Source organism: Bacillus sp. EE-W1, from assembly GCF_009760835.1.
GTDB classification, from domain to species: Bacteria; Bacillota; Bacilli; order Bacillales; family Bacillaceae_G; genus Bacillus_A; species Bacillus_A wiedmannii.
In genome coordinates this window covers 218827-236082 of sequence record NZ_WIPE01000063.1, presented here as the reverse complement: position 1 = coordinate 236082, position 17256 = coordinate 218827, and the positions used below count along the sequence as shown (strand labels likewise).

Annotated in this window: 15 protein-coding genes and 2 pseudogenes; 2 read left to right on the top strand and 15 right to left on the bottom strand. The window is 31.4% G+C overall.

Translation table 11 applies throughout. The annotated features are described in order from the left end of the window. Positions 1–50: 50 nt before the first annotated feature. The 4 genes from GFJ36_RS13935 to GFJ36_RS13920 form a co-directional block, all read right to left on the bottom strand. Complete coding sequence (locus GFJ36_RS13935; protein WP_097857581.1) at positions 51–1838, bottom strand: PAS domain-containing sensor histidine kinase; 1788 nt, start codon at positions 1836–1838, stop codon at positions 51–53. A gap of 451 nt (positions 1839–2289) precedes the next feature. Continuing rightward, complete coding sequence (locus GFJ36_RS13930; protein WP_088063593.1) at positions 2290–3141, bottom strand: Cof-type HAD-IIB family hydrolase; 852 nt, start codon at positions 3139–3141, stop codon at positions 2290–2292. A 177-nt stretch (positions 3142–3318) separates the two neighbouring features. Then, a complete protein-coding gene (locus GFJ36_RS13925; RefSeq protein WP_088063592.1) occupies positions 3319–3897 on the bottom strand; it encodes a cysteine dioxygenase family protein in 579 nt (192 codons plus the stop codon). A gap of 205 nt (positions 3898–4102) precedes the next feature. Beyond that, positions 4103–5317 (bottom strand): cytochrome P450, encoded by a 1215-nt coding sequence (locus GFJ36_RS13920; protein ID WP_088063591.1) that lies wholly within the window; start codon positions 5315–5317, stop codon positions 4103–4105. 140 nt (positions 5318–5457) lie between these two features. Here GFJ36_RS13920 and GFJ36_RS13915 point away from each other — a divergent pair, with 140 nt between their 5' ends. Then, a complete protein-coding gene (locus GFJ36_RS13915) occupies positions 5458–5955 on the top strand; it encodes a PadR family transcriptional regulator (protein ID WP_088063590.1) in 498 nt (165 codons plus the stop codon). Between the two features lie 102 nt (positions 5956–6057). Here GFJ36_RS13915 and GFJ36_RS13910 read toward each other — a convergent pair whose 3' ends face one another. The 6 genes from GFJ36_RS13910 to GFJ36_RS13885 all read right to left on the bottom strand — a co-directional run bounded on the left by GFJ36_RS13910 (position 6058) and on the right by GFJ36_RS13885 (position 11409). Beyond that, positions 6058–6213 carry a DUF1540 domain-containing protein gene (locus GFJ36_RS13910; protein WP_000046089.1) on the bottom strand — a complete coding sequence of 52 codons (156 nt, stop codon included), beginning with the start codon at positions 6211–6213 and terminating at the stop codon, positions 6058–6060. A gap of 73 nt (positions 6214–6286) precedes the next feature. Continuing rightward, the gene (locus GFJ36_RS13905) at positions 6287–6916 is read right to left on the bottom strand and encodes a Vat family streptogramin A O-acetyltransferase (protein WP_097890163.1); all 630 of its coding nucleotides are present in this window, start codon (positions 6914–6916) and stop codon (positions 6287–6289) included. Beyond that, positions 6906–8189, bottom strand: coding sequence for an MFS transporter (locus GFJ36_RS13900; RefSeq protein ID WP_087984410.1), 1284 nt, complete (start codon positions 8187–8189; stop codon positions 6906–6908). The genes GFJ36_RS13905 and GFJ36_RS13900 overlap by 11 nt, the downstream gene beginning before the upstream one ends. Positions 8190–8456: 267 nt before the next feature. Beyond that, entirely contained in the window at positions 8457–9692 is a 1236-nt protein-coding gene (cypA, locus tag GFJ36_RS13895; RefSeq protein ID WP_087984409.1) for a cytochrome P450, read from the bottom strand. Positions 9693–9850: 158 nt separating this feature from the next. After that, entirely contained in the window at positions 9851–10255 is a 405-nt protein-coding gene (locus GFJ36_RS13890; protein ID WP_097890164.1) for a hypothetical protein, read from the bottom strand. Between the two features lie 149 nt (positions 10256–10404). Beyond that, positions 10405–11409 carry a DUF1835 domain-containing protein gene (locus GFJ36_RS13885; RefSeq protein WP_097890165.1) on the bottom strand — a complete coding sequence of 335 codons (1005 nt, stop codon included), beginning with the start codon at positions 11407–11409 and terminating at the stop codon, positions 10405–10407. Between the two features lie 229 nt (positions 11410–11638). On the opposite strand from GFJ36_RS13885, the gene GFJ36_RS13880 reads away from it, so the two are divergent. Beyond that, positions 11639–11851 carry a hypothetical protein gene (locus GFJ36_RS13880; RefSeq protein ID WP_097890166.1) on the top strand — a complete coding sequence of 71 codons (213 nt, stop codon included), beginning with the start codon at positions 11639–11641 and terminating at the stop codon, positions 11849–11851. A 248-nt stretch (positions 11852–12099) separates the two neighbouring features. Here the strand turns inward: GFJ36_RS13880 and GFJ36_RS13875 are convergent, their stop codons facing one another. From GFJ36_RS13875 to GFJ36_RS13855, 5 genes and pseudogenes are all read right to left on the bottom strand, one after another. Beyond that, entirely contained in the window at positions 12100–12303 is a 204-nt protein-coding gene (locus GFJ36_RS13875; protein ID WP_000878362.1) for a hypothetical protein, read from the bottom strand. Positions 12304–12442: 139 nt separating this feature from the next. Then, positions 12443–12858, bottom strand: a pseudogene (locus GFJ36_RS13870) (DUF3995 domain-containing protein). Between the two features lie 128 nt (positions 12859–12986). Continuing rightward, positions 12987–13760 (bottom strand): DUF3959 family protein, encoded by a 774-nt coding sequence (locus GFJ36_RS13865; protein ID WP_097857575.1) that lies wholly within the window; start codon positions 13758–13760, stop codon positions 12987–12989. Positions 13761–13969: 209 nt separating this feature from the next. Continuing rightward, entirely contained in the window at positions 13970–16357 is a 2388-nt protein-coding gene (locus tag GFJ36_RS13860) for an RNaseH domain-containing protein (RefSeq protein WP_141542832.1), read from the bottom strand. A 328-nt stretch (positions 16358–16685) separates the two neighbouring features. Continuing rightward, a pseudogene (locus GFJ36_RS13855) lies at positions 16686–16955 on the bottom strand (thiaminase II/PqqC family protein); the annotation flags it as partial. Between the last annotated feature and the right edge of the window lie 301 nt (positions 16956–17256).

Here is a 17256-nt window from a genome sequence, read left to right as displayed (position 1 = left end):
AATACCCAATAACCAAAAACTAAGCTTTTGGTTATTGGGTATTTAGTAATTTAAGAATTAATAATGGGACGCATTGATTCGAATCTATCATCATAATTTGATAGAGGTTTTTTGATTTGAGCTTTCGGCAAATATATCGTTACTGTTGTCCCGACACCAACCTCACTCATAATACTTATTTTCCCTTGATGGCTTTCAATAATTTTATAACTTAACATTAATCCAATACCGGTACCTTTTTCTTTCGTACTATAAAACGGTTCGCCTAATCTCTTAATTCTTTCTTCAGGTATCCCAATTCCTTCATCAATTACATGAATAATAACACCTTCATCGTTTATCTCTTTTATATGAATTGTGATTTTCCCACCATCTGGCATAGCCTCGATTGAATTTTGCAAAATATTAATAAACACTTGTTTCAATTGATTTTCTGAGCACTCAATACTTATATCTTTGGTGTCTGCATATAGTTCTACTTGAATATTCGTCATAATTGCTTTTGTATTCATTAATGAAACGACATTTTTATAAATTTGATAAATATTTTTTTGTTCTGTATTTATTTCATCTGTTTTAGCGATTGATAAAAACTCTTGAAGAATCGCTTCTATTCTATCAATTTCAGAAAGCATTAAATCAAAATATTTTTCTTGATCTTCTTTATTAATTTGGAATAACTGTATAAACCCTTTAATAACTGTCAATGGGTTCCTCACTTCATGAGCAACACCAGCTGCTAATTGACCGATTGCTGCAAGTGTATCTGACTTATTTAGCAATTCTTCTGTCTTTTTCCGTTCTGTAATATCACGTACAATGATCATAATTTTATCATGTAATAATGGTAAACATCTGGCTTCAAAGAAATTAACACTATCATTAATTGTAAGTGGGTATTCAACAATTACATTCGTTGCTTTTTCCTTCACTTGAAGAATTGCTTCCTGAAACTGCTGCGCCACTGGCGATGGTAATACTTCGAAAAACTTTTTTCCCATAAAAGCTTCTGCCGGTACGTAAAATTTTGTAGGAGATCCTGCTTTATAATCTATAATTGTGCCATCATCTTTTGTTAAGAAACATAAATCCGGTAAAGCCTTAAAAATCAATTCCAATTCAGACGTTTGTTGTTTTAACTGCTCTTCTATCGCTTTTAAATGTGTAATATCTACACCAACAGCCCAATAGCTATATCCTTTTACAGGAAACTGTTCTGAAATATTGGACCACATGATTGTTTTGGTTTCACCATTTTTACATGTTAAGTGCATTTCCCAATCTCTGAAATTTTTTCCACAAGTTAAAAATTTCGTTTGTATTTGGTGACGATAATCATGATCAGGGTACAATAATTGAAGTGCATGTGGATTCCCTATTATTTCTTCAGCGGTATAACCTGTTACAATTTCACACTCACGATTCCACAGAACAAAATCTCCATTATAATCAAGCGCATCAACCATAACGGGCATATTTTGTAAAATCGTATGTAATTCCTCTTCTTTTCGAGAGAGCAATGTTGAATTTTTACTTTGAAATATTTTTGTTGCTCCATCTATAATTAGATTTGAAAGCATTTCAAAGTATTTTTGACAATTGAAAATGTCACTTTTGTTTGACCATACTACAAAAGATCCTAAATGTTGATTGTATAAAAAAATGGGGATTTCAATTTTGGGAAGTTTACATATTTTCATTTCATTTATTCCAAAAGAAAATATACATTCTTTTTCAGCATCAAGAAGTTGATGTGATATGTTGGTTAATTTATAAAACTGTTCTGCCATGGTTTCTATTGTACTCACATCAATAAGTTCCATTAGCCGCGCATTCATTCCTTTTTCACCTCAATATGTAAAATTAATACAAATTCAAAATTTATACTTCTCCATTATACGTAGAATGTGCCTTTAGGTATATAGCTGCAGAATAATTATTCGAATAAATTTTATTTTTCAATTAAAATAGAGAAGAATTAGCGTATAAAATGAATCCTTAATCAGTACGTATTTTGTTCATCACATATTAATTCTGAATGTACGACCAACCTAAAACGGGTACTCATGCAGAAACCGGATTTTAATATCAGAGTCATACACATCGATTTTAGTAGTATAAAAATACAAAGTTCATAAAATTTTCACAATTAATATGAAAAATATAAACATTTATTCCAATATATTCTATATAATAAAAAGTAATAAGGCTTCTATGAATCTCATAGAATACCTTACCCCTAATAAAAAGAAAAAAAGAATCCATTTGGATTCTTTTTTTCTTTTTATATTACATTACATATTTATATAAAGCATGTGCAACACCGTGTTCTTCATTTGATAAAGTTTCGTATTTACACATTGCTTTTATTTCTTCGACTGCGTTCCCCATTGCAATTGATATGTTTGCTTTTTCCATCATGGATACATCGTTTAGCCCATCACCTATCGCTACAGTATTTTCAACTGGAATATTTAGATGTTCTGCTAAAGTATATAATCCATTTCCTTTTTGAGCATCTCGATGATTAATCTCTAAATTATGCCAATAGGAAGATGTAATTGCTAAATCAGTATTATGCAGAAACGCTGCTTTTAACTTTTTTAATTTTTCTATGTCATAAGAAAATGGTAAAAGCTTATGCACATGTATATCAGTTTCTATAATCGGTTTACAACTTTCTGCACTATGAAACGCTGTATGCTCAAGGTATAAAGCTGCGATCGTTTCTAATTCTTTCAAGTCGAAATTTTCTTTTGAACTCTTCACATACTCAATTTCATTACGTACACTCTCTACTCCATAATCCGGTACATACACACCTTTATCAGTATAAAGCTGATAATATAAGCCATTCTCTTCAAGATATTCTACAATTTCAAGTGCTTGCATATTTTGAATTGGATATCTCTTCATCATTTTTTTATCTTTATATATAAGCGCACCATTTTCCGCAATAATTGGACACTCTAAATTAACTTCTAACAACAATCTTTCAATGTCGACGATAGAACGTCCTGTACAAATTGCTACAACATGACCCGCTTCCTGACATTTTTGAATTGCTTCTGCATTCTCTTTACTAATCATTTTATTCCCTGAAAGAAGAGTTCCATCTAAATCAATTGCAATTAATTTCATTATTTCTTCACCACTTTCTATAAATACACGAGTTCATTATAAACAAAAGGTATCGTTTTCATACTGATCTCGTGAAGTACTCCTTATTTATAATTTATGAAAAGCGTTTCAGGTCAAGAAATAATTAATAATAAAATCAAAAACTTTTCTTTTTAAAGAAAAGTTTTTGATTTTATACTATGAACTATAACTAATATATTTCGTCTCACACATGTAAACACTCTTTTCTTCAGTTGGGACATATACTTTAAACTTTTCTAAACGTTTTCCGTAAATATGAATAGTGACAACGCTTTCATTTTTAGCTATTTCAAGAATATGACAATCAGCTGGTGGAATGACTTTATCTGTTTCTCCTTCTCCCAAATAAAGATTTCCTGTATGTGTTAAATAAACAAGTGAATTTTCAAACTGCTTCGTTTGTATAAAGTTTTGCACCATTATCCTCCCTGTAAAAACGCCTTCTACTCCCCATGTACCATCATGATCATGTAAAGGTGTAGATTGTCCATCTTTCCATACAAGAGCTAATACTTCAAAACGATTAAAAGGATCTTCATATAACAAATGTCGTGCGTATTGAGCCGAATTCGCCTTCTGTTTTTCTAACGGAAGCCATGTTTTCTTTTCTAAAAGTTCTTCTAGTAATTTTTCAATCGCACAAACAATTTGATCTTCTAATAAATTACTATCCATTAAATCCGTTACAGCTTTAATAAATGTTTGAAACGTTTTACTTCCATTACACGTTAACATAAGCGTCCTCCTCCATTCTTTTTCACACACCTCCATACTAAATAACTAACTAAAATTTTACAATTGAGAAATAAAGTGAAACTTTAATCAGTGGGGGTTTTCTTCATCTCCCACTGATTATTAGTTGAACCAATCGGGACGTTTACTGTCCGTTAACGCGGGATAAAAAAACAAGGTACAGTAAATTTGTACCTTGCTGATCGATTTACCTATTATTCAAAAGAATAGGTAAGTAATTTAACGTTTGTTCATTTTCCAATAGACATTTTTCTAAATTGAACAATGGAGATAACTCTATTTTTTCAAAAGCATTTATGAAAGTTCTTAATGCAATCTCAGCTTCTAAACGTGCAAGTGGTGCTCCTAAGCAAAAGTGTGCACCTTTACCAAATGTTAAATGCTTTTCATTTCCTATTCGGTGTATATTAAATTTAGAGGCTTGCGAAAACTTTTTCTCATCTAAATTTGCTGCACTTACCCACGCAACAATCATTTGATCCTTTTTCATAAAAGGCCCAAATATATTTGTATCCTCTGTAATCCTCCTAGCTAATGTAACGGGAAAGCGATAGCGCAATACTTCCTCAATTGCCTTTGAAATTAATTTAGGTTCTTCTCTTAATTCTTTATATGTCCCAGGTGAATCCACTAAAAAGCAATAAAAGCTATTAATAATTAAATTAGTAGTTGTTTCATTGCCTGCCGCTAATAAACCTAAAGAAAAAGTAACAATTTCTTCATCTGTTAATCTTTCGCCTTCATATTCAGCTCGTATTAAATCCGAAATAATATCATCGGTTAAATGGTACCTCTTTCCCTGAACAATCGGTAGAAGATATGCTTTAAATTCATTTAGTGCTATACCCTTTTCCGCATCCAGATCACTAAACTTTTCTTTACTATACGGCATAAATAAAATATCAGACCATGCTTTAATTTTTTTACGGTCCGTTGTTGGCACTCCTAATAAATCGGATATGACGGTAACAGGTAAAGGTGCAGCAAACTCTTCAACAATATTAACCTCACTATATTTTTCGATATGTTCTATAAGTTCATTTGCGATTGCCTGTATTCGGGGTTTCCATTGTTCTAAACTTCTTGGAGTAAATGCTTTAGAAACGATAGAACGTACATTGCGATGTTCTGGTGGATCCGTAGAGTTTATATTTATCCTAGTTTCTAAAGGAGGGATTGCGAATTGTCTTCGCTCCCTTCTACTTGAAAATAAGCGATAATCCGATAAAACTCGATTTACATCATCGTATAAAAAAACATTCCATACATCTTGCTCTTCATCGTAATGTACAGGGTGATTATCCCTCATAAATTGATACCACTCATACGGATTCCACAATTCTTCTTTTGTTTTCAGCTTTGAAATTTCATGAACTAAAATCACATTTTCCGGCGAAGCCATAGTTCTTTCCTCCCTTTTCTTTTACAATAAAAGTGATAGGTCGGTAGTTCAAAGTTGTATAATCTAACATATGTTATTTTAACATATACTAAAGGAGATTTTTTATTGGAGAACTTGAGAAATATATAAGGGGGATTTTTATGTACGTTGACATTTTACTATTAGCAGAATTAACAACTGGACCAAAACATGGATATGAAATAAAGAAAAATGTTCAAAACCGGTTAGGTGAGAATTTCGAATTAAATCATAACACACTTTATCCCGCTCTTCGGCGCTTCGAAAATATGGGTGCTATAACGAAAAAAATACATAAACAAGTCGGAAAGCCAAACCGAAATATGTACGATATAACTGAAACAGGTGAAGAAATTTTTTCAGAGATGTTAAGAGAGTTTCCTGAAAAAATTGCGACAAATAACGCTGAGTTCCTTGTACGTATCGCTCTATTTGAAAAACTTGATTACGAAGGTAGAAAAGAAATTTTAACAATACGCCAAGACGTACTACATAAACAGCTTACTGCTATTCAATCTTTAGATGTTAGCTCATCTTTTATTACAGAAGTTATTGAATTTAGTAAATCACGTATAGAACACGAATTACTCTGGATTACATCACTTATGAAGAAAATATAAAAATTAACAAGAAAAGTTAAAAATAATGAATGAAAATGAGATTTATTATCAATACTATAATTAATAAAAGGGCAACCACGATTTGGCTACCCTTCAAAAATTTTATACTTCTGGATCAAAAGTTTTGCAATCTGTTTCTTCCGTAGTTGATGCATGTTTCCCTTTATGACTTACTACATAAATTGCATCTGCACTACATTTATTGCCGTTAGCCCAAAATTTACAGTTGTTTACTTCACATAAAACGTCTTGTGCCATAGTATCACACCTCCTTGTTCTATTATCATTAACAAAATTCGGAGGTATGATACTCTTTGTCACGCATTTTTTATTACCTTTTTAGCTTTCTTAATGGTTCAATATTTCCTTGTACAATAGCATCTATATTTTCTGTTATTTTTTCAATGTCAAAATGCCACCATTGAATTTGCAATAACTCTTCTACTATTGTATTTGTAAATCGTTCCTTTATTTTATTTGCAGGGTTTCCGCCAACAATTGTATATGGTGCGACGTCTCTAGTCACAACAGATTTAGCTGCAATGATTGCACCATCTCCTATTTTTATTCCAGGCATAATCGTTGCATCCATACCAATCCATACATCATTTCCTATAACTGTATCCCCTTTGTAAGGTAAATCAGACAAATTAGGTGTATAATTCTCCCACCCATTTCCAAATATATTAAATGGATATGCCGAAAATCCATCCATCCGATGATTCGCTCCGTTCATAATAAAGGTAACTCCATTTGCAATACAACAAAAATTTCCAATAATAAGGCGATCTCCAAGAAATTCATAATGATGTAATACTCGATCTTCAAAAGTTTCTCCATCTTTCGCATCATAATATGAATAATCACCAACAAGTATATTAGCTTTCATTATTGTATTTTTTATAAAATGGACATTTTCATTTCCTTCAATAGGGTATTTAACATTTGGATTAGGATTCATGTTGTACAGCACTTCCTTTACCATTTATTTCACTTTCAACCGCTATTACTGGTTTTAAATTGTATATAGGTAAAATAAAAAATAATCCGATTATAAATAGTAAAGCTGTGCCCTCATACATCGTACTTAATGAAAACATTTCTTTTAATGAACCAGCAATACTCATCGTTACTACCATTGAACCGGTAAATAGCGGACTTAAAATGCCATTTACACGACCGATAAAATCAGTATCGCTATTTTGGATAATGAGCGTATTAATACCTATTTGGATACAAGGAAGAGCTAACCCACTAAAAAGTTGTGCTGTCAGTGTTACCCATAAATTTGTGGAATAACCTATAATACCAATACCGATTGCCTGACCAAGCATACCGATAATTAACATCTTTTGCGGAGCAACGTTCTTCGCAAATACCATCGCTAAAGCGCCGCCAACAATCATTCCCACGCCATTTACTGTTAGTAACCATTGTAAACTCTCTTTTGATAATCCTAACTGCTCAGTTACAATAAAAATACCTAACGGCTGAATTAAACCAATCCCTAGTCCTGCTGCCATAAAACAAAGCCCTAGCAAAGTTAATGCTTTTTTCTTTTTCACATATTTAATACCATCCAGCATCTCCTGTAATAGCGTGATTTCTTTCTTCTCAATATCATTCTCAAGATCTTTCGGAAGAAATAACAACACAGCTGCTGCCAGTAAAAAAGCGATACCTGTTATGATAATTGAAATATAAATTCCAAAACTATGAAAGATAAATGTTCCAAGAATCGGTCCTAGCACCATAAAAATCGCAAATATTGTTTGATATATAGACATCGCTAATTGGATTTGTTCCGTTGATAAATGCTGTTTAAACAATTTCATACCTGATGGTTGAGAAAACTGCGAAAGGATTGCAGAAATAAGCGTGACAAAAAACACGATTTTCCAGGTTCCAAACATAAGTGTAATTAATACAGCGAATACTGAAATGGAACTTAACGTTTCACACCAAATCATTGTCTTCTTTGGCTTCCACCTATCAGCAAAGGTTCCACCTATAAAGGAAAAGATGAAAATTGGAGCAAACTCAGCAACCGAAATCATTGAAATAGCAAAAGCATCACCTTTCGTCATTTCCATTACATATAATAATACCGCAAAGTTCCGAACCCATATTCCAATTTGTAAAAATAATGCTGATGCAAGAATTCCTTGCACAAACCGATTTTTTAATACTTGTGATACCCCATTGTTTTGTTTCGTTACTACATTTGTCGACATAAAAAATCCCCCTATTTCATGTTCTGAACAGGAGGCAGCACAAATCATATAAAAAGACTATATATTCGCAGAGCGAAATACATCCCTTTTCTATAAATGCGCAGACTAATCCTATTCAGAAGAATATTTCGTTTTTTAACGAAGATCTCTTACAAATAGAATTAGTTGATCATTGGGATGTTTTCACCCTTCCGTTCCGAATTTAAATAACACATACATACTCTATGTAAATCAATTTCGATGTATGCATGTCTCCTTTTAACTATTCTAGAAATTTAAAGGCAATTCCTCTAAAGAACGCATTAAATAATTACCTTGCCATTTAATATCTTCACGATTCCCTTTTATTTGTAATTCAGGCATTCGATTAAACAAAGTAGTAATAGCAATCTTTGCTTCTAACTTAGCAAGTGGAGCTCCTAAGCAGAAATGGCTACCATGACCAAAGGCAATATGGCGATTATTTTCCCGAGTAATATCGAATACTTCTGGGTTTTCAAATACATTTTCATCACGGTTTGCAGAAGCTAATGCAATGACAACCATATCTCCTTTTTGGATTGTTTGGTCATGGATTTGAAAAGGTTCATCCGCCCATCTTGAAGTTGTAACCTCAACTGGAGAATAATATCGTAACCCTTCCTCAATAGCTGCATCAATTAATTTGGGATTTTCTTTTAATAACTGTAATTGATTCGGATTTTCAAGAAGCGCTAATACCGTATTTGTAATTAAATTTACAGTTGTTTCGTGTCCCGCCACAATTAGTAACATTATCATTGAATATAGTTCCCGAGCGCTAAGTTTATGCCCTTCACTCTCTGCAAGTATTAAAGCACTTACCAAGTCCTCTTTTGGTTCTTGTCTTTTGATATCAACTAAATATTGGAGATATGTAATAAACTCAGATAGTTGCTTTTCGGTTTCTTTTATTTCTTCTGGCGTTTCTGGATAAGCAATAACAGCATGAGACCAAATTCTAAATTTCGCTTGATCCTCTTTCGGAATGCCTAGCATTTCACTTATTACAATAATCGGTAAAGGAAAAGAGTAATCATCAACAAGATTTAATGAACTTTTTCGCTCGACTTCATTTAACAAATCATCTGCAATATCCTGTATTCTTCCTTCCAATTGCGTGATCATCTTCGGTGTAAAAGCTTTTTGTACGAGTGATCGTAAACGATTGTGGTTAGGTGGATCTGAATTTAGCATGTGCGTCGTTAAATAATCACTATTATCAACAGTAAGAAAGACATTCAATGTATCTTGAGAAAATACATTGGCCGGATCTTTTTTTAAGCGATTATCTTTTAAAAGTGGCAGCGCATCTTCATATCTCGTAATCAGCCACTCTGCACCTAATTCGGTTTTATTCACAAATAAGATAGGTTGCACTTTTCTAGATTCTTTATAAATTTCATACGCATCTTCTTTAAACTGAGCTGAAGCTAAATTAATACCATCCTCTATTCTTAGCCCAACTTTATTTTTCATTGACATTGTATTCCCTCACTCTCATTTGTTTTTGAAAACCAACCAACATATGCATTATACTCTAATAAAAACGCGAAAATTGTAAATTTTCATTTAAAATCTTACTTCGTATATTGAAAAATAAAAAGTGAGAGAGTAAAATCCTTCTACTCTCTCACTCTTCTTTACGCAAAACACATGAAATTACTAATTTGTTGATAGCGATAACTTACTTTACGACGGCGACCACCTTGCCAAGTGTAACCTGAAACCCCATTTCTCCTCACTTCAGTCGGGAAGAACCATAAGTCTCTTCCGAAAGGTCCAGGACGATGCAAACGTAAGTAGCCCCATCTTCCTAGACAGTTACACATCCATGATTTCATATTCCCTGGTTGTGCTGGCGAAGCAAATGTAGACGGTAACGACGGTGCTTGTGACGGTGGTGGTGACGTTGGAGCATCTTCCGCATCATCTGGTCTATAATCTTCTTGTTCCATATCTCTCACTTCATTTACAGATTCATACCCGTAGTTTTGTGGATTATAATACACCCCTTGATCATATGGATAATTTTGCTGGTTATACATATTAACAAATCACCTACTTTTCATTCAGTACCTTTAACATTCATATGTGATTTGCCTCCTATAGGAAGCTTATGTATAGCCTAAATTCAACAAAAAAATAAAACTCGTATTTTAAAAATACGAGCTTCTTCATAATCGGAATAGATGTATTATTTTCTTAATTTCACACTATAAAAACGCATTTCATCTAACGAACCTTCAAATTCAAATACTTCTTGTTTAATTAATTCCTTTAAGCGATATTCTAAAAACGTATCGCCAACTAACTGCTCTACATGACCAAGTGCTTCACCAATTACCCTAGGGGCTTTTAGGAATTCTCGATCAGCACCTATACTTTTCGCACATTCAATAATAAATTGATCAAAATAATCTTCTTGTACAGAACGCACTTCATTGTCTGTCCAAACTCTTAAAAATTCCGTACTTTTCGATAGACTGTCCCACTCATGTTCAAACTGCATACGTTTCTCTACAGTTAAATATCGCAATTCTACAAAACTTTTTTGAATTAGAGCTAAACTTTCAGGTGCTAACTCTCCAGTTCCACGAATAGCATACTCTTTTTTTAATATTTCTTTACTTGCTTCAGACGTATTAATAACGCGAATGTTTTTCTTATCTTTTAATTGCGCCATTACAAAACATAGGCCTACATGTTCATGTGCGTTATTAGCTTTCCAAATTGTAATAGGTGTTTCAATAGGAATAGTGTGTAGTTCTTCCATAGTTTCTAAAAACCTTGGTAAATACTCTTCTTCAAAATAATTATCATAAGCAGTTAAATTGTTTACTAACCATTTCTGTCTTGCAAGTTGCCCCTCATTCATATGTAGCTTGTTTATCGGCCCAATTGAAAAGAATTCAGAAAAAGCGACAACCCTCTCTTCCAATTGTTCTTCTTGACTAAGCATATATTTTAAACATCCAGCTGTTGAATCATCAAACGCAATATGTACGTGTGTGCTTTCTTTTACATTTCTTATATATGATGTATTACTCGTTAGTTGCTTAGGAATATCCATCAAATTTTTAATTGCATCTTCACTATAGTTTTCTTCTAATAAATTCAACTGAATAAGAATACTTTGAAGTAAATGTTTTGCTTCATCTTCGTACATATCCTCTACAACATTTTTGATTTTATCTATCATACAAATCCCTCTATTCGTTTCATAAATAACGTATATTATAGTGTATCATTTTAGTATCATTCTTTTAAAGTTTTTTTTAAGTAAAAGCATTTATTATTCAGATTGCTACAGCTATCCACATTTTCAACAAAATCTCTCCTACAATTCTTAATTACTAAATATTCTTTTGTAAATTCTTTTATTTAAATGTATAATTATATAGAAAATAAAAAATACAGGAGCTATATGTATGGAGAAAGCGATTACTACTTATAAACATTATTTGAAAAATTGGAGATTTATATTTATTTGTATATTACCTACTATCGCCTTACTATATGTTCTCGATGTCATCTTTGAATTACTATTTCATCAAGATTTCTATTTATCTAACTTAATTTTTGCTATTATTTTATTTTTAATATTTATGAGCATCAAAGATATGTTTAAAATTGAAAGTTAAAGAGCCGGATAAAAAAAGAGCACCCTGCAATCGGATGCTCTCATGTGATAGAGGTTTTTTCTGAGTATTAAGTAGGACACGAAGGTCTTGTCCTACAATGTAATATATGCTTGTACTTATTTTATTGTGCATCTATTAAACATCAAATGTATACGTATTGCTAAAAATTCTGCTCATTTATTAATTGTATAATTATTATATTTATACATAAAAAAACATCCCTATGGATGTTTTTTATGTACCAATTTTTAAGCTTCCATAAACTTAGCCGGTACACCAATTTTTTCAACTACAGAAGATATATTAGTAGGATTAATCATTACATTTTCAATACTAACTAATTTATTTTCTAATAGTCCATTCTCTGTAGTAATAAGTTCTTCAAACCGATCTAAAGTCATCGAGAATTTGTGTTCACTTCCGCCATTCATACAGACTTTAACATACTTCATAGTGTCACCGCCTTTCATAATAATCTATATTTCGATAAGAAGACGCTTACATCCTTTTTATTTACTACTAGATTTCTCACTTTTACTCCTTGCTAATTCACGTTTATTTATTTTAGAAAAAGCAGTTACTATTTTATGTTCACGTTATAATTGCTAATAAGAACGATAAAGATACAAATGCACAAAGTGGTATATATAAAACAGTATCCATTTTAGCAAAATACGTATCTTTTTTTCGCTTAAAGATTCCAAAATAATGAAACTCACCAATTACTCTTATAAAAAAACAATCATACAAATCCAGGAGCCCAATTGAACGATAATATTAGGAACTTCGAAATGAACAACATTTGTTTGTTGTAATAAAATTATTGCCGCCATACTTAATAATAAAGCAATGAACAATGTCATTCCTACACTTGGTGTAAACGCCTTTTCTCCAGCTTTTGTTGGAATGACACTATTTGTCGCCCACTTACCTCCGAAAGCCCAGTAAACATGTAAAAAGCTAACTAAAAATAATATACAGACAGAAATATATGTAATAATAAGCATTTTGTCCTCCCATTATTTTATTTAAGTCCTTAACTTTAGGGTATGCTATAAATTCCTCATTAGCAATCTATATATAATTACATAAAAAACCCTTCAATGATAAATCATTAAAGGGTTACTCAAATATCTTATGCATTATACCTATTTCTACGACGTTCCATCCTCGTTTGTCCTTGAGCGATACCTTCTTTATATGGATCTATTTGCTCTCTCATTTCATATGTTGCAGCTTGAGCTGGTTCTTCGTAATTATGCTCACGTATTTTTTCTGGCGTATTTCGTTTTGATACTTTTCCACCAAACTTAAATAATTTGATCTTTAATTTCGGTAATCTAGGAAGTGGAATCTTAAATGATAATTTTTTGCGCTTCTTTTTTTGTTGAAATAGATTTATATTTTCTTTATTATCATCCTGCTCTTTACGATGTAATAACATCGCAAGTAATCCACCTAATATAAGTCCTCCAACTAACAGTAGAAGATATAAGTAATGACTTGTCATTAAACTCGACATACGTTCAAGTATGATTAACGACTGTCCTTCTTTAATATCCCAAAGTAAAGCGGCCCATAATGAGAATAAACCGAAAGTAAGTCCATATGTACGAAAACGGAATAAACATGGAATTAAAGCGATACAAGCGGCGATTTTCGCATTCCCTATTATTGAACTTGTTGAAATATCTTGATGCCAAATGACTAACAGCAGTGTTATAAATGGCGCATACGCTATCCAACTACATATACGTGAATATATTTTTTTCGCAAAATAGCTACCGAAACTAGTAAAAAATAAAAGGCCTCCGATATATAAAGATTGTTCTAGTGGGATTTGCTTCATAATTCCTGCAACTGGAAAGAGGCCGCTTAATAGCATTAATAACACATCTAATTTCTTCACAATTCCTCATTCCTTTCAAATTTCTTTTGAATCAATTCATATTGCTTTTCCATATGATGTAGATTTTGTATTTCTAAAAAATATCTTAATCCTGTATGTAAATAAAGTAAATACATAAAAGAAAAGATACATGACAAAGGATATCCTTATTTACATGAAAAAATGACAAATCCTGATCAATATAACGAGCAGGATTTGTCTACTATTATTTAAAGCAAAATAATTGAATCTTTCTTTTCTATTTTCATTATATCTACATCCAATTCATCATCAAACTCTTTAAACTCTCTTGCATCTATATCAGTCCTATAGCTCTTTATTACTTTCGCCATATGCATAGAATACGGCATATGTATATTTTTTTCCTGAAGCATACTTGAATTACAGCACATATAGTGTACCATTTTAGCGATATAATTCCTTTCTACAGGTTTTACACCTAGCGGTAATATTTCAAGTATGTATCGCTGCAATGTTTCACTACCATTTTGTGAATACTCGCCAGTGCTATAATACATCCCTTTTTGATCTACATATAAACTTGTACCTTCAGGAACATCATCACGTTCTATCACACCGTATTTTGGTGTATCAAAAGATGTATTTATTCTTATAATGTTTAAATTAGGGACCTTTAGCGCATCAGGAACAATCTCCGGTAAAATATCTATATCAATTTTTTTATTTTGTAACTCTTTTATCCAATATTTTCTTAAATTCGCATCAATAATAATATATACTTGCTCATTTTCCTCTTTTGCATGTTGTAAAATTTCTGTTAATGTTTCAGAAACAAATTGTTTAAATTGAATTCCCATATCATTTCTTTTTGAAGGCTGCGGTAAAAAGGCATTATGTTTATTTATATTTAATAATAAACGATCAATCGTTTGCCAATCTTTATTCCCATATAATTTATATGAAATTTCTTTTCCTTTTATTTGTGAAATAATAGGTAAGAAATCAAATTTCGATATTCGTTCAATTGATAAATTAACATATGTACAAGGTAAATTTATCTTATTCCAACTACGTTTCAAAAATCCTTTTTGTTCTAATAAACTAAGGATACAATTAATAATTGTTTTACGAGATACACTTTGGCCAATAAATAAATTAATAAATGCTGAAATACGGTTAGTTCGTGCAAACCCTTCTCTAACGATTTGCTTTGGATCGATTTTTTCACGCCCATCACAATTTTCCATTGCGATTAACGCCAATGTCGCATCATTGCGCTTACCTGCAGTAGCATAAACCGCTTTCATAACATCCTCTACTAAATTTGTTTTGTATTTCTGGCAATATTGCATTTTATATGGATTTTGTAATACTTTTTCAATATTATATCTTACTATTTTTAACAATACTGGAGAATCTGCATTTAATACATATGATGACTCACTGATTTGAGCTAACACAATTTCACTTTCAATTAACGCTTGTTCTACTTCCATCAATATTTTTTCAGACCATATTTCTAACGTTATAGTCTCTAATCCTTTTGGTGCAATTAAAGGGAATAATTCATTTTCATTATTTGTTGCTATCTTTTTACATTCTGGTAGTAATGTGAAATAAGTGAATTTTTGCTGAAACCCTTTAAATAGATACTCTCTTTCCTTTACTTTTATACCAGGTTTTATTTTAGTACCTTGAACTTTATATATTCTCTCATTGTATGGAAGTAACACCCTAATATTTGTTCCTAGCATATAATCTTTCGGATATTGAAGAATATGCTCTAATTCAACTTCTCCACCTATACGAAAATCATCTTTTAAATTTCTAAATATCTTAATCCATTTTATGCCGTTTGTAGCTTGTTGTACTTTTAGTTTTACAAACCGTAATTTCTTATTATTCGATGCAAATTCTGGCGTAGAAACCAATATCATGCCCCGTTTACGTCTTAATAGCAAAGGAATATCTGGATGATTATATTCTTGATAAAACCTCCGAATTCCTATTGAAACATTTAATAACAGAATATTCTCGCCACCGCGCGTTATACATTCGAACCGATATACATAGGCGAAATAATCTTGTGTTTTTTCATCTTTAATTGGCTTTGACATTGCCTCACAAATATTTTGTGATCTAAGAGGAGAAAAATATATATCTTCTTCGTTGATATTCTCTAATCGTACAGGTTGTTCACAAAAAATATGTGAAATTAAAGCAGGCACCCACTTAGAATATATTTCATTATCATGTAGTACTGTTAAATTAGAAATTAAATCGTAATGCCATTCATATTTTGGCAATTCTATTAATTTATTAGGTTTCCAATCATGAATCACCTCATACCAACTTTGGAAAATATAATCAAGTTGTTCTTTTCTAATAGGTTCTTTGGATACAATCCATGGTGTATTTTCATTTAATACATATGGATTATGCTGAATAAACAATATATCAGAAAACATATCATATAATCTTTCATTCAATCGTTTTAACTTACTTGTTAATAAAAATGTCTTATAATGTATTTCTACAATATCAAGCCATTCGATAGGAAAGTATATAAATGATACACTTTCATTTAAAAGCGGCTCTACTATATTCTCAAATGTTAATAACCGTAGTTTTTCCATGTAATAAATACTTCCTTTCTTCATTTGCCTTGATCATCTAAAAACTAGAAGAAACCGTTACGTTACATAATCTAATCAATTAAAACCCGGTTCTTTAAAATTAAATTATTATTAATTTATTCAAATAATACATTATAAATAAAAAATAATAATTGCTTATCTTCTATATTTTATAAAACACAACATATACATCACCACCTACTAATATTAAATACAATACATTAGAATTATACAATATAAATAGTGTATTATATTTGCAATTTACAATAACTTTACAAAAATAACTATAAAAAGGTATTGTCTATTCCTAAGTTTAGTAATACCTTTTTTATCCAATTACTTCTTTTACATCTGTATTCACTCGCCACTTTTCTAAAGTATAAGCCCTTTCCCGAAATTAATATTCATATTAACTATTGATAATAAAATGCTGTTTCATTCACTTGCAGTCAGACTCTGTCACTTGTTCAGCGATAGTATCTAACCGTGCAATTTGCTCTTCAACTAAAGTACGGAACCAGTCCGATGCAGAAATCCATTCTTTATAAATTGGCTCTTCTGGCTGACGCTCTTTTAAACATTCATCAATTGAGTAGAAATCAATATCATGTCCCGGTTTCGACTCAATACCAATAAAATATCTGGATGGTTAAACTCTTGGTATTAAGACTATTTTTATGAGCATTTCGTATAAGTTTAATTTAACTAATTAAAGCTATTTTCAAATAAGACACGATAATTTATGTCTATTCTGTATAGCTGTTAGTAAGTTCGTTTGCAAATTTGTTAGCACTTTTTTATATTTCTTCTATTACACAAACCTTCACAAAAACATCCTGCATGTTTGAAACATGCAGGATGTTTTTTAATCTTTGTTTTTCATAATGTAAGAAACCAGA